At 34.9% G+C, this 19,836-nt stretch carries 19 protein-coding genes; 10 read left to right on the forward strand and 9 right to left on the reverse strand.

Features of this window, described 5'->3' with window-relative positions; all coding sequences use genetic code 11:
- Window positions 1–42: 42 nt before the first annotated feature.
- From secA to CHSO_RS03440, 3 genes are all read right to left on the reverse strand, one after another.
- Window positions 43–3,117 (reverse strand): preprotein translocase subunit SecA, encoded by a 3,075-nt coding sequence (secA, locus tag CHSO_RS03430; RefSeq protein ID WP_045492346.1) that lies wholly within the window; start codon window positions 3,115–3,117, stop codon window positions 43–45.
- A 125-nt stretch (window positions 3,118–3,242) separates the two neighbouring features.
- The gene (locus CHSO_RS03435) at window positions 3,243–3,464 is read right to left on the reverse strand and encodes a DUF2795 domain-containing protein (RefSeq protein WP_002662059.1); all 222 of its coding nucleotides are present in this window, start codon (window positions 3,462–3,464) and stop codon (window positions 3,243–3,245) included.
- Between the two features lie 136 nt (window positions 3,465–3,600).
- The gene (locus CHSO_RS03440) at window positions 3,601–4,629 is read right to left on the reverse strand and encodes a GDP-mannose 4,6-dehydratase (protein WP_045492349.1); all 1,029 of its coding nucleotides are present in this window, start codon (window positions 4,627–4,629) and stop codon (window positions 3,601–3,603) included.
- Between the two features lie 90 nt (window positions 4,630–4,719).
- Here CHSO_RS03440 and CHSO_RS03445 point away from each other — a divergent pair, with 90 nt between their 5' ends.
- The 3 genes from CHSO_RS03445 to CHSO_RS03455 are packed head-to-tail and all read left to right on the forward strand — an operon-like array spanning window position 4,720 to window position 9,951.
- Window positions 4,720–5,517 (forward strand): DUF2797 domain-containing protein, encoded by a 798-nt coding sequence (locus CHSO_RS03445; RefSeq protein ID WP_045492351.1) that lies wholly within the window; start codon window positions 4,720–4,722, stop codon window positions 5,515–5,517.
- A gap of 1 nt (window position 5,518) precedes the next feature.
- A complete protein-coding gene (locus CHSO_RS03450; protein WP_045492353.1) occupies window positions 5,519–7,291 on the forward strand; it encodes a WG repeat-containing protein in 1,773 nt (590 codons plus the stop codon).
- Between the two features lie 2 nt (window positions 7,292–7,293).
- Entirely contained in the window at window positions 7,294–9,951 is a 2,658-nt protein-coding gene (locus CHSO_RS03455) for a hypothetical protein (RefSeq protein ID WP_045492355.1), read from the forward strand.
- A 117-nt stretch (window positions 9,952–10,068) separates the two neighbouring features.
- On the opposite strand, the gene CHSO_RS03460 is transcribed toward CHSO_RS03455, so the two are convergent.
- A complete protein-coding gene (locus tag CHSO_RS03460; protein ID WP_045492357.1) occupies window positions 10,069–10,419 on the reverse strand; it encodes a hypothetical protein in 351 nt (116 codons plus the stop codon).
- A gap of 174 nt (window positions 10,420–10,593) precedes the next feature.
- On the opposite strand from CHSO_RS03460, the gene CHSO_RS03465 reads away from it, so the two are divergent.
- Together CHSO_RS03465 and CHSO_RS03470 are read left to right on the forward strand one after the other, a co-directional pair.
- Window positions 10,594–10,788, forward strand: coding sequence for a hypothetical protein (locus CHSO_RS03465; protein ID WP_045492359.1), 195 nt, complete (start codon window positions 10,594–10,596; stop codon window positions 10,786–10,788).
- 122 nt (window positions 10,789–10,910) lie between these two features.
- A complete protein-coding gene (locus CHSO_RS03470; protein ID WP_045492360.1) occupies window positions 10,911–11,957 on the forward strand; it encodes a PA0069 family radical SAM protein in 1,047 nt (348 codons plus the stop codon).
- Window positions 11,958–12,080: 123 nt separating this feature from the next.
- Here the strand turns inward: CHSO_RS03470 and CHSO_RS26555 are convergent, their stop codons facing one another.
- The 3 genes from CHSO_RS26555 to CHSO_RS03475 form a co-directional block, all read right to left on the reverse strand.
- Window positions 12,081–12,167 carry a bacteriocin-like protein gene (locus CHSO_RS26555; protein ID WP_144429037.1) on the reverse strand — a complete coding sequence of 29 codons (87 nt, stop codon included), beginning with the start codon at window positions 12,165–12,167 and terminating at the stop codon, window positions 12,081–12,083.
- Window positions 12,168–12,311: 144 nt separating this feature from the next.
- Window positions 12,312–12,476 (reverse strand): bacteriocin-like protein, encoded by a 165-nt coding sequence (locus tag CHSO_RS25830; protein ID WP_171817597.1) that lies wholly within the window; start codon window positions 12,474–12,476, stop codon window positions 12,312–12,314.
- Between the two features lie 116 nt (window positions 12,477–12,592).
- Complete coding sequence (locus CHSO_RS03475) at window positions 12,593–13,543, reverse strand: isopenicillin N synthase family dioxygenase (protein WP_045492362.1); 951 nt, start codon at window positions 13,541–13,543, stop codon at window positions 12,593–12,595.
- Window positions 13,544–13,627: 84 nt separating this feature from the next.
- Between CHSO_RS03475 and menD the strand changes: the two genes are divergently transcribed.
- Window positions 13,628–15,304, forward strand: coding sequence for a 2-succinyl-5-enolpyruvyl-6-hydroxy-3-cyclohexene-1-carboxylic-acid synthase (gene menD, locus CHSO_RS03480; protein ID WP_045492364.1), 1,677 nt, complete (start codon window positions 13,628–13,630; stop codon window positions 15,302–15,304).
- On the opposite strand, the gene CHSO_RS03485 is transcribed toward menD, so the two are convergent.
- Window positions 15,301–15,927 (reverse strand): aminotransferase class IV, encoded by a 627-nt coding sequence (locus CHSO_RS03485; RefSeq protein ID WP_045492366.1) that lies wholly within the window; start codon window positions 15,925–15,927, stop codon window positions 15,301–15,303. The two genes, menD and CHSO_RS03485, sit on opposite strands and share 4 nt — an antisense overlap.
- On the reverse strand, window positions 15,911–16,888 hold the full coding sequence (locus CHSO_RS03490; RefSeq protein WP_045492368.1) for an aminodeoxychorismate synthase component I: 978 nt from the start codon (window positions 16,886–16,888) through the stop codon (window positions 15,911–15,913). Before CHSO_RS03490 ends, CHSO_RS03485 begins: the two co-directional genes overlap by 17 nt.
- Before the next feature lie 44 nt (window positions 16,889–16,932).
- Between CHSO_RS03490 and CHSO_RS03495 the strand changes: the two genes are divergently transcribed.
- The 4 genes from CHSO_RS03495 (at window position 16,933) to CHSO_RS03510 (ending at window position 19,809) form a co-directional block, all read left to right on the forward strand.
- A complete protein-coding gene (locus CHSO_RS03495; RefSeq protein ID WP_052480476.1) occupies window positions 16,933–17,658 on the forward strand; it encodes a hypothetical protein in 726 nt (241 codons plus the stop codon).
- 73 nt (window positions 17,659–17,731) lie between these two features.
- Window positions 17,732–18,469 (forward strand): hypothetical protein, encoded by a 738-nt coding sequence (locus CHSO_RS03500; protein ID WP_045492372.1) that lies wholly within the window; start codon window positions 17,732–17,734, stop codon window positions 18,467–18,469.
- A gap of 16 nt (window positions 18,470–18,485) precedes the next feature.
- Entirely contained in the window at window positions 18,486–19,562 is a 1,077-nt protein-coding gene (locus CHSO_RS03505) for an AI-2E family transporter (RefSeq protein ID WP_045492374.1), read from the forward strand.
- A 19-nt stretch (window positions 19,563–19,581) separates the two neighbouring features.
- Window positions 19,582–19,809 (forward strand): DUF3820 family protein, encoded by a 228-nt coding sequence (locus CHSO_RS03510; RefSeq protein WP_045501791.1) that lies wholly within the window; start codon window positions 19,582–19,584, stop codon window positions 19,807–19,809.
- The last annotated feature ends 27 nt before the right edge of the window (window positions 19,810–19,836 follow it).

Consider the following 19,836-nt stretch of genomic DNA (forward strand, 5'->3'; position numbering starts at 1 on the left):
GCAATGCCAGAGCGGTTTCTTAATAATATCATTAATTATTTCTTATGCAGGAATTTCTCCTTTGTATAAGAAAGAAATTATTTCTTTGTTTAATTTCTCCATCATTTCACTGAATAAGTGGAAAGATTCTTGTTTGTAAATGACAAGCGGATCTTTCTGCTCATAAACAGCTCCCTGAGAAGATCTTCTTAAGTCGTCCATCTCACGAAGGTGAAGCTTCCAGTTTTCATCAATGATGGATAAAGTGATGTTCTTTTCAAAATCATTGATTAGGCTTTCACACTGAGTATCATAAGCCTCTTTAAGATCAGCTACAATTGTCATTGTTTTATGCCCGTCTGTGAAAGGAACCTGGATCATTTTAAACATTGAACCTTGGTTTTGATAAACATTCTCAATGATTGGGAATGATTTCTCCTTCAATAAGTTCAGTTTCATCTGATAGTCTTCCTGAGCTGCTTTGAATAAGATATTCGTTAGATCCTGAATGTTTTTATTATTAAAATCATTTTGTGAAACCGGAGATTCCATTGTAAATGTTTTAATGATTTCGTATTCAAAATCCTTATAACTTCCTGTAGCTTTCCCTTTCGCAACGATAGAGTTGGCTACATCAAAAATCATGTTTGTGATATCATATTTCAAGTGATCGCCGAATAGAGCATTCTTTCTTCTCTTATAGATCACGTCACGTTGTTTGTTCATTACGTCATCATACTCAAGAAGTCTCTTTCTTGTTCCGAAGTTATTCTCTTCTACTTTTTTCTGAGCTCTTTCGATAGACTTACTAATCATAGAGTGCTGAATAACCTCACCCTCTTTATGACCCATTCTGTCCATCATTTTAGCGATTCTTTCAGAACCGAATAGACGCATCAAATTATCTTCAAGAGATACATAGAACTGAGAACTTCCCGGATCTCCCTGACGACCAGCTCTACCTCTTAACTGTCTGTCAACACGTCTTGAATCGTGTCTTTCTGTACCGATAATCGCTAAACCTCCAGCTTCCTTTACTTCTTTAGAAAGTTTAATATCCGTACCACGACCTGCCATGTTTGTTGCAATGGTTACAACTCCCGGCTGTCCTGCTCCAGCAACAATTTCAGCTTCTTTCTTGTGAAGCTTCGCGTTCAATACCTGGTGTGGAATTTTTCTTAACTGAAGTGCTTTCGAAAGCAACTGAGAAATTTCAACAGAAGTTGTCCCTACAAGTACAGGTCTTTTCTCTGCCGTTAATTTTTCAATTTCTTCAATTACAGCGTTATATTTTTCTCTGTTAGTTTTGAAAACTAAATCCTGTTTGTCATTTCTTAAAATCACACGGTTGGTTGGAATAACCACAACATCTAATTTGTAGATTTCCCAAAGCTCACCAGCCTCTGTTTCAGCAGTACCAGTCATTCCCGCAAGTTTGTTGTACATACGGAAATAGTTCTGAAGCGTAATTGTTGCAAAAGTTTGAGTAGCAGCCTCAATTTTTACATTTTCTTTAGCTTCGATCGCCTGGTGAAGACCGTCAGAATAACGTCTTCCTTCCATGATACGCCCTGTCTGCTCATCAACAATTTTTACCTCGCCATCAATTACTACATACTCATCATCTTTCTCAAACAATGTATAGGCTTTCAATAGCTGGCTCATGGTGTGAACTCTTTCAGATTTTTCAGCAAAATCACTGAAAAGCCTTTCTTTAGCTTCGAATTCTTCTTCTTTAGATAAGTTTTTAGCCTCTACTTCAGCAATTTCAGTTCCGATATCCGGAAGAACGAAGAAGTTAGAATCAGAGTTCCCCTGAGACATGTATTCAACACCTTTGTCTGTAAGATCTACCTGATTGTTTTTTTCTTCAATAACGAAGTAAAGGTCTTTATCTACAATCGGCATATCACGGTTGTTATCCTGCATGTATTGAGCCTCAGTTTTCTGAAGTAATGCTCTGTTTCCGCTTTCCGATAAGAATTTGATTAATTGTCTGTTTTTAGGAAGACCTCTGTATGCCTGAAGCAATTTGAATCCTCCTTCTTTAGTTTTTCCTGCCGCGATTAGTTTTTTCGCTTCATTGAAGATTACAGAAACTGTTTTCTTCTGAACTTCAACGATTCTGTCGATAGAAGGCTTAAGAACGTCAAATTCCTGTCTGTCTCCCTGAGGAACCGGACCAGAAATAATCAAAGGTGTTCTTGCATCATCTACCAAAACGGAGTCTACCTCATCCACGATGGCAAAGTTCAATTCTCTTTGCACCAGTTCTGAAGGTGAAGTCACCATGTTATCTCTCAGATAATCGAAACCGAATTCGTTGTTCGTTCCGTAAGTAATATCTGAATTGTATGCTTTTCTTCTTCCGTCTGAGTTCGGCTGGTGGTTATCGATACAGTCGATAGACATTCCGTGGAACTGATAAAGAGGTCCCATCCAAGCGGAGTCCCTTTTGGCAAGGTAGTCATTCACCGTTACAACGTGAACCCCTCTTTCCGGAAGCGAATTTAAGTAAATAGGTAATGTTCCTACCAAAGTTTTACCTTCACCGGTTGCCATCTCAGCAATTTTACCACTGTGAAGAATAATACCTCCGATAAACTGAACATCATAGTGGACCATATCCCAAACTACTGGAGTTCCGGCAGCGTCCCATGAGTTTTTCCAAACAGCTTGGTCTCCCTGAATGCTAACGAAATCTTTTCCTGCAGCAGCCAGTTCCCTATCCCAGTCACTTGCTGTTACACGAATTTCTCCATTCTGTGCCCATCTTCTTGCGGTTTCTTTGATCAATGCAAAAGCTTCTGGAAGAACCTGAACCAGGACTTTCTCTTCAATTTCGTAAGATTCTTTCTTTAGAGACTCAATATTTGAGAAAAGAGCTTCTTTCTCATCAACATTTGTTGAGTTTTTTATTTGCTCTTTAATCTGTTCTATCTGAGCTGTGATCTTGCTGGTAGCATTTTTAATATTTGCTTTAAACTCAGCAGTTTTTTGTCTCAGTCCATCATCCGACAATTGTTGGATGTTAGGTTCTACAGCCTTGATTTTTGTTACAACTTTTTTTACTTCTTTTAGGTCCTGCGCTTTTTTGTCTCCCAAAAACCCTTTAAGAACTTTGTTTAAAAAACTCATAAATTTTTTGCTTTATGCTTAATGCAAGATGCTTTAAGCGTTTTAATGACACGCTTATCGTGTAAGTTAATATATAAAAAAGGGCAAAAAAGCTCTAAGCTCGCAGCCTAAAGCTTATCGCTTTATTAATATTCGTCCTCGTTCCAAAGGAAGTCTTCGTCTGTTGGATAATCGCTCCAAACCTCCTCAATAGACTCATAAATTTCCCCTTCATCTTCAATTGCCTGAAGGTTTTCAACTACTTCCATAGGTGCACCAGTTCTGATTGCGTAGTCAATAAGCTCTGCTTTTGTCATTGGCCAAGGTGCGTCACTTAGATATGAAGCTAATTCTAATGTCCAGTACATAATTTTCTAATTTTTTGCAAAAGTATAAAAATAGGTTGTATAATAAACTTTTTTATACTTGATTTTCAATTCTTTTTATAATTTTTTCTTGTAAATCACTGTCACCAACTGCATGGCAGCCATGTCAGTTATTTTACTATTGTCGTTTTCTCAAAAACCATTCCACAAATTTTTTTATGCCATTTTGGAAGTCTGTGTCAGGTTTATATCCTATTAAAGCCATTGCTTTTGTGATATCGGCATTGGTTTTTGTGACATCTCCGGGCTGCATTGGCAGAATTTTTTTGTGGGCTGTCACTTTCAGGGCATTTTCTATAGTGGCTACCATCTCTGTTAGGCCCACAACCTGATTTTCTCCTAAGTTAAGGATTTCATATACGTTGGAGTGGTTTTCCAAATACAGAACAGATTTGGTAATCCCGTCAATAATGTCATCAATATAAGTATAATCTCTTGCAGTAGTTCCGTCACCATAGAAAGGGATTTCCATACCTTCTGAAATAAGCTTTGTAAACTTATGGATGGCAAGATCCGGCCGCTGTCTTGGTCCATATACGGTGAAGAACCTTAACTGAATCATATCAATGTGATAAAGATTATGATAAACATGGCCCAAAATTTCTCCGCACTTTTTCGTTGCTGCATAGGGAGAAATAGGATTGTCTACATTATCAGTTTCTGCAAAAGGGACTTTTTCGTTGTTTCCATAAACACTTGATGAAGATGCACAAATGAATTTTTTGATATTGAAATCTTTACACAATTCCCAAAGATTCATGGTGCCGCGAACATTCACTTCTTCATATTCCAAAGGTCTTTCAATAGAGGGGCGAACACCGGCTAATGCTGCCAAATGAATCACCATATCAATAGAATGGTTTTTGAAAATGTCTTCAAGTCCTTTTTTATCTCTGATATCCTGATAGTAGAGTGAATATTTATCAGATGCAGAGAGAGAAACCAGACGTTGAATATCAGTCTCTTTATCAGAGAAATCAAAATCCGAAATTTTACCAATAGACTCTAAAGTATTTTTAATTTTTGTCTGATAGCTATAGAAATCATCAAAATTGTCAATGTTTATGACAGAATGTCCATTTCTTAATAATTGTTCAACTAAATGGGAACCTATGAACCCGCTACCGCCTGTTACAAGATAAATCATCAATGTTTTTTTATGAATACAAAAATATAAATTTTACTTTTTGAAAAATATAATCATTAAATTTACGTAAAAAAGTAATATAAATATAATATGCAGTTTCAAGGGCAAATTTTAAAAATGATAAGCTATGATGCTAAACCCATCCAATATTATCTGAATCTTTCAGGAGATCTGATTCATATCAATGAGTTGCTGGGAAAAGAATTAAGCATTAAGCATATAGGGTTTCAATGCGTAAACTGTGGTGAAAATAAGCCTATTTATAGGATGGGTTTCTGTAAAAGCTGTTTTTTTGAAAGCCCGTATGCAAGTGAGACCATTATCCGTCCGGAGCTTTCAACAGCACATTTAGGAGTTGCAGAACGTGATCTGGAAGTAGAAAAAGAAATTCAGCTTCAGCCTCACACCGTATATCTGGCATATACAGGAGATGTAAAAGTTGGGGTGACCAGAAATACTCAGATTCCTACAAGATGGATCGATCAGGGAGCTACTTTTGCTTTGCCTATTGCAAGAACTGAAAACCGTTATGAAGCGGGAATGATAGAAGTTGCCCTAAAAGAACATTTAGCAGATAAAACCAACTGGAGAAAAATGCTTCAGGATGACTTTGAAGGAGAAGTAGATCTTGCAGACTTCAGACAAAAGATCAAAGAATATTTTCCAAAGGAATTCCAGACGTTCTACAGTGAAGGAGAAGAACTTTGGGCATTTGATTATCCATTTGAAAAACCAGAGAAAGTAACTTCATTTACATTAGATAAGAAACCGGAATTTACCGGAAAACTAACTGGAATAAAAGGACAGTATCTTGGATTTGAAGGCGGAAACTTTATCAATGTAAGAGGACATGAAGGCTATGTGATAGAGCTAGGTATTGAAAATTAATATGTATAAACTTTTATATCTCTTAGTAGTTGTATTATGTCTGAGTTGTAATCATTCCATTTCCAAAAAGGATATTTCTTTCTTGGAACATGATACCGAAACAGGTTGGATTCGGATAAAAAATAAAGAGGGAAAATGGGGGTTCATCAATAGCGATAGTATTGTGCAAATTCCTGTTCAATATGATTTTCTCAACCCATTTGAAAATGGATTGGCTTATGCGGAAAAAGGGAAAGAAAAATTTTTTATAACGACCCGAAATTTAAAGTTAGCAGCAAATTATGATGAAGTGAGGATTTTTTCATTTGGTCGTGCTGCAGTCAGAATAAAAAATAAATGGGGTTTTATCAACGAAGATGGAAAAATAGTGATTCCTCTATTGTATGATGATGTTGACTATTTTACACAGACTGGTCTTTGTGAAGTCAAAAAGAATCATAAATCCGGATTTATTAATATGAAAGGGGAAGTTGTAGTCCCGATTATTTATAACAATGTAAGATCTGAGCAAATGGATAACCTTGTCATTGCTGAGAAAGATAAAAAATGGGCGTTCTTTGATAGAAAAGGAAAACAGCTTTCAGATTTTATTTTTGACGATGTTTACAGATCATGGAACGAAGATTTTTCAAAGGATGTCTTTAAAAGAGGAGAAACAACCTTTTTTAAAAATGGGGCTGCATTAGTGCGGAATGGTAAAGAATATTGTTTTATCAATGAAAAATTGGAACCTGCATTTTCCAACAATAAATATGATTCCGCTTCTGTATTTGATACTTATAAAAATGCCATTATTAAAAGAAATGGGAAATATGGAATTATAAAGCCGGACGGATCTGCCAAAGTTCCTATAGAATATGATTGGATAGGATATTTTGATACAAATCATAATTCTTCGGAGTATTATAATGCAAAAAAAGGAAAGATATTTCATATTTATAATAAAGACCTGAAAAAGATAGGAGAATCATATGAACAGGTTTCTAATGACTTTTCAGTTTCTACACCAAATCTTATATTTAAAAATTTGAAAGGACAATATGGAATGGTGCATTGGGGTGGAAATATTGTGATTCCTTTTGAATACGAAGATCTTCAAAAACAGAAGAGTGGTTTTATTTATGGAAGAAAAAATGGGAAAACTGGTTTATTGGATGAAAATGGAAAAGTAAAAATTCCTTTTCAGTATAAAGACTTATATGAGCTTGATGATGATACTCAATTATTTATTGGAGATCATAAAGTTATAGACATAGAGAATAAACCTATATTATTTGGATATGATACTCTTGTACCGATTCATTATAACCATCAAAAGTTCATTGCATCTAAAAATAAAAAGTTCGGAGTTGTTGATATTAAGAATAAAGTATTGCTGCCGTTAGAATATGATGAAATATCAAATTGGGTAGAATATGGACCCGAAAAAAGGCATTTTGTCGTAAAAAAAGGTAAGCATGGTTTAATAGAATATGAGACATTTAAGACTATAATTTTGCCGGTTTATGATCAGTTTATTCAGAGGGGAGGTGTTATTTTTGCTTGCAGAAATGGTAAATCAGGTATTTTAGATACTAATAATAAAGAATTATGTCCTTTTATTTTTGATGAAATCAAACCAGCCGTTTCTTTTGGATATGGATATAGTGAAAAGGCTAACAGTATTTATGCTAGAAAAGAAGGAAAATTTTACGAAATAAGCTTAGCAGGAAAAGTTATAAAAGAAATTTCAAAGAAAGCTTATAAAGAGAATACTGAATATCAAAATGTGTAAGTATGAAAAAATGGGTTAAAAGACTATTAATCAGTTTCGGAATCCTGGCAGGACTTCTTCTTGCAGCGAATTTCGGGTTGAATTTTTGGCTTAAAACCCAGCTTCCGGAATACATCAGAAATAATACGGCTTATAAAGTTTCGTATAAAAGTCTGGATGTGGATCTTAGCACCGGAAACATTCTGGCAACAGGAATTTCTGTGAACAGTAAAGATCCGCAAAATATCAATGTTATTGGGATTCAGGGAACTGTTGATACATTAAAGGTCAGTCGTTTTGGGATTTACGATGCTATTTTCAATAAAATAATAAGTTCATCTGATTTATTGCTGGCAAAACCGAATCTAAATATCATCCTGGCAAAACCAGCAGACCAAAAACCAGGAAAAAAAAGAAATCCCATCTCATTTGAAAATATCAGGATCAATGATGGCAAGATTACTGTTTTCAAACCTACCAAGCAGAAGCTTTTATCGGTACAACAGCTGGATCTGTTGGTAGAAAACCTGCAGATGACGGAAGAATCTGTAGAAGATAAGCTGCCCATTGTTTTTGACAGGTACAGTATTAAAGGGGAAAACTTCTTTTTCAGACCGGCAGATGTATATGCTGTTACTATTAGTTCCATCAATACAACGGATGGGCAGATGGCTGTTGAGAATTTTAAACTGATTCCGCTCTTGTCTTTTGCTCAGTTTAAAAGGTTTTATCCTCAAAAAACTCAGCTTTTTGAATTTACCATTCCCAAAATGGAATTTAAGGATGTTGTTTTAAATAAAAATAAAGTTTCTCTTTCTGATGCAGATTTTCAAACCCCGGTTTTTACGGTCTACAATACCGGTGTGAAAAATGCTCAAAAAGAAAAGAAGAAACCGGACTTTGAAGTTAATTTGGAGAACATAAAGCTTAAAAATGCTGTAACTCAAATTAACAAGGCTGACGGAAGCAGGCTCTTATCTGTAGGAAACCTGAATTTAAATATCAATCAGTTTATATTTAATAAAGAAACTGCTGAACAGGTGATTCCGGTTAGATATAAAGATTTTATATTCTCTGGAAAAGATATCGTGTATGCTGATCATCAGAATATTGCAATTAAAAGTATTGCTTTAAAACCTACTAATGGAGAAATCCGAGATCTTTCATTCACTCCGGGTTCTCAAGCCAGCGGAAAAACGACAATGGATTTAAAATCCAGCCATATTGCATTTAATATCAATAAGCTGGAATTCATTAATAAAAAGCTGAATCTTGATGTTAAAGACATTCTGATTGAAAATGCAAACGGAATGATAAAGGCAGGAGAGAATAAGCAAAAGAAAAATACCAATTCCGGAATTTTACAGTCTGTCATTGTAAGAAAAGTCTCTTTGAAGAACTCGAACCTTATTTATGATAAAGGAAAAGAACCATTGGCTTTTCATGACTTGAATGCTACTGTAAACGGTGTTGAAATAAGTCCTAAAACAAATAACCAAGGGCTTTCCTTTACCATAAAAGACTATTTTCTCACTACCCGTAATTTTGCTTATAAAACTCAGTTTTATAATATTAGTCTTGGGCTTTTAAAGCTGAATAAAAATAAAATCCAGATCAATAATTTTGTAATGAAGCCTCTCGTTTCGAGAAATCAGTTTATCAAAATGATACCTGTGGAGAGAGACCTGTATGATTTGAAGGCTGGTCAGGTAATTGCTGAAGGCGATTGGGATTTGTTTTCAGATCATCAGTTCATTAATGCTTCACATGTAGAGATTCAATCTGCAGATGCTAATATTTTCAGGAGTAAAATTCCAAAGGACGATCCGAAGATTAAGCCTTTATATTCCAAATTACTTCGTTCTATTAAAATTCCTATGAATATCAATACTCTGGATCTGAAGAATTCTGTTTTGGTATACGAGGAAGATACTCCCGAAAGTATGGGCCCGGGTAAACTCACATTCAGTAACTTTAATATGAATGTCAAAAACCTTAACTCTGCGAAAGCAAAAGGAAAGCCTACCAAAGTGGATATTAATATTAACTGTTCATTCATGAATTTATCACCACTTTCTGTGAATTGGAGTTTTGATGTTGCAGATCAACATGATGTCTTTATGATTTCAGGAAAGACCTCCAATCTTCCCGCAAATGGAATCAACCCATTTATCAGGCCTTATCTGCACGTAACAGCTACTGCGGGAATCATTCAGGAAATGCTGTTTAATTTTAAAGGAAACCCTGCCGGATTGCACGGAACATTTAATTTAAAGCATAAAGATTTAAAGATTGCGGTATTAAATAAAGAGAACCATGAAAAGAAAGGCTTTTTAACGGCGGTGGCTAATGTTTTCTTAAAATCGAACTCTGGGAACTATCCGGAATCGGTGACGGTAGAAAATGTGGAACGTGATCCTACGAAATCCTTCTTTAACCTTTTTTGGAAGGGAATTCAACAGGGGCTGAAGAAAACTCTTATTGGAAAAAATGTTGAAAAAACTGAACAGAAAGTTAAAAACGCAGTTTCATCAGTGAAAGAAATGAAACAGTCTGTAAAAGACATTAAAGAGGAAATCAAACAGAAAAAGCATACTTCTCGACCCCAGGAAGAAAAAAAAGAGAAGAAAGGTTTCTTAAATGGTATTTTTAAAAAGAAAGATAATACTGAAGAGAAATAATTTTTTAAACCATTAAAGTGTAATGATAAACATATCTTTACAGTTGGTACGAAATCAAATTTATTTTAATTTAAAAGAGTCTTAATGGTTTAAAAAATTAATATTGCCTTTCAATACTTAAAAATTGAATTCGTCACTTTCGTGAACTGGGATATCTCTCAGAAATTTATCAAATTTATCTCCGGAATAATTGCTGTCGGCTCCATAAGAATCGATAATCATTCCGCGGTTTCCGGCATCATCCTTTACCACATATAATACGGCATTGTCATCCGGGTTACTGTCCCCTTCAAAACGGTATGTTTTTAAAATAGTCAGGTCAGAAGGAGTATAAAGTTTTTCAGAATTCTCAAATTTCATCTCACAGTTTTCATTCATTCTGAATTCTCTCTTTATCCCTCTCTCAGAGAGTTTGTTCATGACCTGGCTTAAAGTGGTCATTTGATCGATGTTTTCTGGATTTTCCATAATAATATTTTTGTTGATAAGTACAATAATTAAACCATTGCTTTTCTAAAGATAAGAAAAATAATGGATTATAATTTTCTTAAAAATAGAGTTTAATGTTAACAAAATTTATAATTCGGAAAAAGAAAATAGGTACACTTTTTGCAATACTCATCACAATAAATCAAAGAAAATATGAAAAAAGAAGTTGGAGTTTTACTGGCAGGGGGAGTTGGTCTTTTGGCAGTATTAAGTTTAATAAGTATCAAGAAAATTTTGACTAAAAAAGATAAAAAATATAGTGATAATTATTCAGATTATCACAGACACTTTGATGAAAAGAACCACGACGATGAAACACACGGAGTGGAATTTTACGCGCTGAAGTAGTAAAAAAATATATTAAATTATGTTTAAATCCAACGCTTTTGAAAGTGTTGGATTTTTTTGTGGAAAACTTAAATGTTAAAGTTCATTATTTTATAAAAAATCCATTCTAATTTTACATCAGAATGTCAAACGAAAATTTCATAAAAGGTCAGGGAGCTCAGCGAAACGTTATCAACCGTTTTGACAGGTATACTTATGAACCTGAACCTGAAGATTTCGAAACCGTTAAAACCTCTTTTACCGAAGTCTTTCCCAAAACGATAGTTAATCAGGTGAAAAGCGAAGATCTTCCGATGGAATATTCTATGAATCCTTACCAGGGGTGTGAGCATGGTTGCTCTTATTGCTTTGCCAGACCTACCCATGAATATTGGGGCTATAGTGCCGGAATTGATTTTGAAAGAAAGATCATGGTGAAGAAAAATGCTCCTGAACTGCTGGAAAAGTTTTTTCAGAAAAGAGGCTATAAAGCTGCGCCTATTTTGCTTTCAGGAAACACAGATTGTTATCAGCCGGCTGAAAGGCAATTTGAAATAACCAGAAAACTCCTGCAGGTTTGTCTTGATTACAGACATCCTGTCAATATTCTGACAAAAAACGCAATGGTACTAAGGGATTTGGATATTCTAAAACCCATGGCTGAGCAAAATCTTGTTTCAGTTTCTTTAAGTATTCCTACGATCAATGAGGAGCTAAGACGAAAAATGGAACCAAGGACGAGTTCAGCTTCCAATAAATTAAAAGCAATTGAAATTCTTTCTGAAAATAAAATTCCTGTTCATGTAATGGTAGCTCCTATTATCCCAGGGCTGAATAGTGATGAACCTTTGAATATTTTAAAATCTATTTCTGATGCCGGAGCGCTTGGGTTTGGATACACTCTGGTTAGATTGAATGATACCGTAGAACCTGTTTTTGTCAATTGGATTGAAACTCATTTTCCGGATAGGGCACAGAAAGTGTTGAATCTTATCCGTTCTATGCGTGGAGGAAAGCTTGGTGATAAAAGATATTTTGAGAGACAGAGAGGGGAGGGAAACATTGCTGAAATGATTCATACGACCTTTAAAATAGGTCGAAAAAAGTTTTTTGACGGCAAGGAATTTCCAAAACTGTCAACAGCTAATTTTACTGGAACAAAAGATCAGCAGTTGAGACTGTTTGATTAAATTATATTAAAAAACGCCTCGAAGAGACGTTTTTTTGTTTTAGTAAATAATAGGCTGTTCACCATCAGGGCAGATGAATTCCATTCTGCATAGTGCTTTATACTGTATCCCATCACTACACACTTAGAAACAGTCTCCAGGAAAAGGATAGCTTATTCCTCCTGAAATGGTTTTCAATTTGTCTTTACTTAATTTCTTTAAATTTTTCATATAATTTGATTTTGGTTTAAATAAAGATATGAAAATATTCTTAAGTGTTTGTTTATGAGATTTTTATTTTGTTTCAGATACTGGGTGCTGAAAAATAAAATACCGTTTCAGAAGAAACGGTATAATTGCCTTTTCATAATAGATTTACATTATTTCTCCTCCTGTAACAGGGCATTGGAAATCATCACTGCAAGCTGCACAAATGACTGTGCCATTACAATAGTACATGCAGTATTCAATAATGGGAAGTTTAGCTCCTCCAGCAATACCTTTCAATTGGTCTTTTCTTAGTTTTTTTAAATTTTTCATATGGTTTTAATTAAAAATTTGATAGTAATGTAAATTTATGTAAAAAATTTTTAATTAATGATATAAAAATCGGCTGTCTCATTTGAGACAGCCGATTTCATATCGTTATATTGATATTATTTCTTAATCAAGCCTAGTTCTATCAATCTTTCATGTAAGAATTCTCCTGCTGTAGTGTCTTCGTATAACTTTGGATTGTTTTCGTCTACACAGTTGTCAAGAGCGTTTAATGACATGGCACTCACTGGGTGCATAAAGAAAGGAATTGAAAATCTTGAAGTGCTCCATAATTCTCTTGGCGGGTTTACCACTCTGTGAATTGTAGATTTCAATTTGTTGTTGGTATGTCTTGATAGCATATCACCAACGTTAATCATCAATTCATCCGGTTCTGCGATCGCATCAATCCATTCTCCGTTATGGTTCTGAACCTGAAGACCTTTCCCCTGTGCTCCCATTAAAAGAGTAATAAGGTTAATATCTCCGTGAGCTGCTGCTCTTACCGCATCATCCGGTTCTTCAGTGATTGGTGGGTAGTGAATAGGTCTTAAGATTGAGTTTCCTTCTGCGATTTTATCGTCAAAATAGAATTCATCTAAACCAAGGTGTAAAGCTAATGCTCTTAAAACATACTGTCCCGTTTTTTCAAGCATCTGGAAGGCTTCTTTACCTACTTCGTTGAATTTTGGAAGTTCATCAACGATGACATTGTCTGGATACTCAGCTTTGTATTTTGAATCATCAGCTAGATACTGCCCAAAGTGCCAAAATTCTTTTAAGTCTCCTTTTTTGAAACCTTTTGCAGTTTCTTTACCGAATCCTACATACCCTCTCTGCCCTCCAATTCCTGGAATCTCATACTTCTGTTTCGTTTCCACTGGTTGGTCAAAAAAGTTTTTTACCTCTCCATATAAATCTTCTACAAGGTTGTCATCAAGAAAGTGGCCTTTTAAGGCTACAAAACCAATTTCTTCATAAGCTTTTCCGATTTCATTTACAAATTTCTGTTTGCGTTCCGGGTTGTCCGAAAGGAAATCACGCAGGTCTACACTAGGTATTTTATCCATTTTTAGAAATTTACGAATAGCAAAATTACATTTTTTTTAAATTAAATGATTTTAAAATCATTATTTATAAGTTAAATTTGCTGTATGAAAAAATATTCTTCTAAGAGAAGTATCCAAATACTTGCACATCTTCTTCAGCAGTACGGAATTGCAGATGTTGTCATTTCACCAGGATCAAGGAATGCTCCTTTAGCGATTCATTTTTCAGAAATAGACAGCTTCAATTGTTACAGTATAGTAGATGAAAGAAGTGCTGCCTTCGTGGCAATGGGAATGGCTAAGAGTGAGAAAAAACCAACAGCAATTACCTGTACCAGCGGATCTGCGGTGGTTAATTACTATCCTGCCATTACAGAAGCTTTTTATCAGAATATTCCGCTTTTGGTTTTAACAGCTGACAGACCTACGGATTTTGTTGATATTTTTGATGGGCAGACGATCAGACAAAAGGATGTTTTTCATCAGCATTCTTACGGGGACTTCCAATTGCTGGAAGACAGTAAAGAGAATGCAGAAGATGTTAATTTCGATATTATTAAAAAGGCTATCGAGCTTTGTTTTGAAAAGCAGGGGCCGGTACATATCAATATTCCTTTGGAAGAGCCATTATATGAATTGGTATCAGAACTTCCAACCTTCCCGACGGTTGAAAAAACAATTAAGCATAAAGACTATGAGATCCCCTCCAATCTGATTGCAGAATGGCATACTTCTCAAAGAATTATGTTATTGGTAGGGACAAGAGATTATAGCCCGGAATTGGAAAATCAGTTAACACAATTGGTTAAAAACCATTCTGTTGTTGTATTGAGTGAAGCGAATTCCAATTTGTATCATGAGAAATTTTTCAGACATATAGACCGTTATATTTTCAACTTTACAGAAGAAGATTTTAAAACCTATGCTCCGGATCTGTTGATTACCGTAGGGCAGAATGTGGTGTCTAAAAAAGTAAAGCAGTTCCTGAGAAGTGCGAGACCAAAACAGCACTGGCATTTGGATGAAGTTTGGCAGCCGGATACTTATTTCTCTTTGACAGAAAAAATAGAAGTAAAACCGGAAGTATTCTTTTCTAAATTGTTGAAATTTATTAATCTGGAACCAAGACCTTATTTCAATCTTTGGGATGTTCTGAGAGATAAAAAAGATGCGAAGCACCAACAGTTTTTAAATGCCGTTGAATTCTCAGATTTTTATTTTTTCAATAAAGCCTCACAAACGGTTCCTGAAAATTATAATATTCATTTTGCAAACTCTTCAGCCATAAGATATGCACAGCTGTTTGATTTTGGTAAAAGAAAAATATATTGCAACAGAGGAACCAGTGGTATTGATGGCTCAACTTCTACAGCAATGGGCTTTGCGATTAAGAATGTAAATCCTACCTTATTGATTACCGGTGATTTAAGCTTCTTCTATGATATCAATGGCCTTTGGAACCAATATATCCCTCCTTTTGTAAGAATTATCATCTTCAACAACGGAGAAGGAAACATCTTTAAAATCATTCCTGGACCAGGAAATGCCAATCCGAATACACTGGATGAGTTCATTGCAACCAAACACCGTAAAAATGCTGAGCATCTGGCAAAACACTTTGGATTCTCTTACATCAAAGTGGAAGATGATCTTACATTAGATCGAGTAATGGAGAATTTCTTCAAGCCTGATGCACAACCAAAAATTCTGGAGGTGAATACTTACGGGAAGAACAGTGCTGATGTTCAGAAGGCTTACTTTAATTTCATGAAAGAGAACTAAAGATCTAGATATTCTTCATTTCCCGGCAGATTTTTGATTCTGTCAATAGGATAGATAAACATATCATCAAAATCGTTTAAAGCGTTGATGAGTTGAAAGTGGCTGAATTGCTTTATATTTTGTAAGGTAATTTCAGCCTCTTTTATTTTTTTCTGTTTTAAAAGATGCTGTCTTTGAACTCCATTCAGAAGAAAAGAATTTGGGGTAAACCAATCCTTGCCTTTTAAAAATAAAAGATTGGAGAAAGAGGTATCGGTGATGTGATTATTCTTGACAATGATGATTTCCTCAGCCTTAGACTTCATTTTCATCTTATCCAGTTCCCTACGGTCTTCAAATTTGAACGAGTAATCGAAGCTGTTATTTTCCACCAGTTGGAAATCCTGAATTTCAGGAATAGCATAAGGAATCATTTGAGTCCGAACCTTTTTATCCAGATCATAAGAAATTCTCAGCTTGAAAAGTCCATCTTCATCATGCTGCAGGTTTTTGTAGATTTTGGCCAGGTCAATAGATCCCTCTTTTCCAAAGTGGGAAAATGTTTGATTAACACGTTTTTGATGGAGGTCTAATAAAAAAACTTCCTGATCTTCTACCTTAATGCTTTCAATGAATTGGGACATAGATTTTATTTTTCATTTCCTGATATTCGTCTTCTAATTTACTCATATGCGTTATACCGCCTCCGCTTTTGAAATAGAGTTTATCATCCTCTTTTTCAATAAAACGTATCATTACACAGCTGTCGACATTTTTACCGTCGAACCAGCCACAAACACCTGTGTAGTATCCTCTGTTATAACCTTCTGCTTCCTGAATTATTTCTAAGGTTTTAGGTTTTGGAGCTCCCAAAATAGAACCTGCAGGAAGAAGCTTCTGCATAATACTTCCTACTTTCCCATCAAATTCAGGCTTTACTATTCCTGAAATTTCTGAACTCATGGCATATAAATCTTTCTGCCGGGTTTTGAGGAAGTCGATATGTTGAAACTGATCTACACGTACATCATCTGCAACCATACTCAGGTCATTGCGGAGTAAATCTACTACCGTATAATGCTCGGCTTTTTCCTTGGGGTCATTCTTCAGGATTTCTGCTGCATTTTCTATGGAGGCATCAATAGTACCTTTCATAGGGTAGGTTAAAATTTTTCCGTCAATAATCTTCACAAAAGTTTCAGGAGAAAAAAATACAAAAAAATCTTTATAAAAAACCTTGTATTTAGCTTCAGAGTGATAAAAAATTTCTTTAAGGCTTAAATTGGTCTCAATTTCGGTTCTCCGGGTATAGTTTACCAGATAAGAATTCCCGAGACGAATATTTTTTTGAACTTTATCAAACCCTATTTTAAAGCTTTCCAGGGTTTCCGGAAAGGAGTTCCATTCTATTTTTTTATCAAGATTATATTCTTCTTTTGAGTTTGAAAATGCCTCAAAATCAATTAGTAAGCCTGATTTTTCAGTCTCGTTTTCCCGATAGATTTCGACATTCTCTGAGAGGAAATCGATAACAAAGAAATAGGGAACCTTCTGAAGAGAGAGTTCGTCCATTTCTATAAATTTTTGATGATTCACTGAAAACATTCGGCAAAAATAATTATTGATGTTTACTTTTGCATAAAATTTTTATGATGCAGAGTAAATATCCTCAGAAACCAGGAATTGATTTTATATTGAAGCAGGCTTTTTTCTACTGGAATAAAACACTGGTTTTTCAGTTGATGTTTTCAATGATTTTTTTTGGAATCTTTCTTACTTCCCTGTTCTTCTTCGGGAACTGGTATGGAATATGGGAGCAAAATCAAGTATTGACAGAAGCTTTAAAAGAAGGAACAAAGGCGTATATGGAGAAAATCGCGGAATTAAGTGCTACAGAAGGCTACCAGATGTTTACACTTGCGATTTGGGCCACCACAGCATTTCTGTATCCTCTGAACCTTGGAATGTTCCAGATTTTCAGAAAACTTGACCTTAATGAAAAAATTGAACTTGGAGATTTATTTGTAGGCTATAACGGAATAAACTTTTTTAAATATCTGGGATATTATCTTTTCTGGTTCATGATCTACAGACTAACGGTTCCTACAATCCTTCTGGCAATTATCTGGGTAGCGGTAACGGTATTTGTTGCACCACTCATGTTTTTTACCAATAAAAGGATATTTGAAGCTATTTCTTTGAATTTTAAAGCCCTAAGAATGTATTTTGTAGAAATCATGGTATGTGTATTCGTTGCTGTTTTATTTAAATATTTGGGTTTCAGTTTGTTTTTAATTGGTGGGCTTTTCACGTTTCCTTTCTGGAATGCTATGATTTATTCATTGTATAAAACAATATTTTCGGAAAAAAGCTAAAATTCAACCAGGTTTAATATGTTTTTTTATCAAAAAAAGTTAAATTTGGTAAAATCATTAAAATATTTAAACTATGTCTGAATTTAACGAATTTGATCAGCAAGGTTCTGTTCCCAATAAGGAAACAGGATCAATCATCTCGCATGCCTTTGAAATGTATAAAGGTGTTTTTGGGTACGCCATTGTGGCCATGATAATTTATATTGTTGGAGGGTTTATTATCCAAAGTGTTACCGGCTTCAATTCTGCTGCCATCATGGAAGAAATGCAAACTTCAGGTGATTATGGGAACTTTAGATACTGGGAAACTCCTGGATTTTCAATGTATATGACATTCTCCAGTCTTTTTTTACTGTTACTAACACCTCTTTACGTAGGTTTGATTTACATGGTGAATAAATTTAATACTAAAAATCCAATTGAGTTTTCTGACCTTTTTATTGGATATCGTCAGAATTTTGTTAATATACTGATATACAGTTTTCTTTCAGGGATTATTTCTTCTGTTGCATTGACGCTTTGCTTCATTCCATTCTTTTTCATTTATCCTTTTCTTTTATTAGGATATCCAATTTTATTGTTTGAAAATTCATCAGCTATTGATGCTTTAAGCAAATCATTCAATATGGCCAAAGAGAATTACGGAACATTTTTAGGTGTAAGTTTTCTGGGGCTTTTAATCTCAATGGCAGGGGTCATTCTATGTGGAATCGGGCTTATTTTAACCGCTCCGTTCATTATGATCGTAATGTATTCTGCCTATTGTGCCTTTGTTGGAAAGCCAAGACAGATCATGTATACCAAACAATAAGATAAAATAATACTTGATGAATAAAGACAATCAAATAAGCAGTGTTGCCATAAAGCAGATTTCTTTGCTCATCATTATTTTGGTGATGGCGGGTTTGATCTGCTTTAATCTTGCATTGTTTATTCCATCAGTTTTAGGAGCTATTACCATTTATGTAGTCTGTAGAAAGTATAACTTCTATCTTCAGGAAGAAAAGAAGTGGAAATCTTCTCTTGCCGCTTTTGTATTAATGCTGGCGAGTCTTATCATTCTGATCCTGCCTATTTATTTTATCGCTGATTTAATTATTGCTAAATTAGCGAATGCGCAGGCTTATATGGACAAGTTCAATGTATTTTTAGATAAAATACATTCTTATGTCGAATCAAAAACAGGTTTTGATATTCTAAGCCAAGAAAATATGAATAAGCTGAAGAATTTTGTAGGGAAATCCTCAACTTCAGCGTTAAGTGGAACATTCAATACCCTTACGGTAGTGATGTCCATGTATTTTATTCTCTATTTTATGTTGGATAAACCAAGGCTGTTTGAGAGGTGTCTTACCAATTCGGCACCTTTAAAGCGATCAAACGTTTCCTTGTTAGGCGAAAAGCTGAGAAAGCTGATTATGGCGAATGCGATAGGGATTCCTGTAGTTGCTATTGGCCAGGGTATTGTGTCTCTTATCGGATATTTGATATTCGGAGCTCCCGGAGCAGTTCTACTTTTTGCTTTAACGGCCATAGCTTCTGTTATTCCGGTTGTGGGAACTGCTATTGTTTATGTTCCTGTTTGTATCTTTATGATTGCGGAAGGAAATACTGTGCAAGGAATTGGCCTTGCCATTTACTGTGTAGTGGTGGTGGGACTTACAGATAATCTGCTTCGTTTTACCCTTTTAAAGAAACTTGAAAATATCCATCCTCTGAATACTGTTTTTGGAATTATCATGGGAATGAACCTGTTTGGCTTTATGGGGCTTATTTTTGGTCCTATTCTGATCTCATTAACCATTCTTTTGATACAGGTATACAGCAATGAGTTTACGGATGAGAATGCTCCTCCTGATCTGGAATTATCTAATAATGCTGATGTAAATGATAAATTGATTTAATTATATAAAAGTGGAGGGAATAAATCCGGAAATATTAAAAGAGATCTGTGTAGTAAAAATGCCGTTTGGTAAATACGAAGGAACAGTTTTAGCAGATCTTCCTATCAGTTACCTTGAATGGTTTCACCGAAGTGGAATGCCTAAAGGAAAGCTGGGAATGCAGCTTTCAACAATCTATGAGATCAAAATAAATGGATTGATGGAGCTGTTAATACCCATCAGAGCTTCTGTAAGAAATGGGTTGTAAAAATAAAAACATTCTCTTTTTGAGATA

This window comes from Chryseobacterium sp. StRB126 (assembly GCF_000829375.1).
In the GTDB taxonomy this organism is placed as follows: domain Bacteria; phylum Bacteroidota; class Bacteroidia; order Flavobacteriales; family Weeksellaceae; genus Chryseobacterium.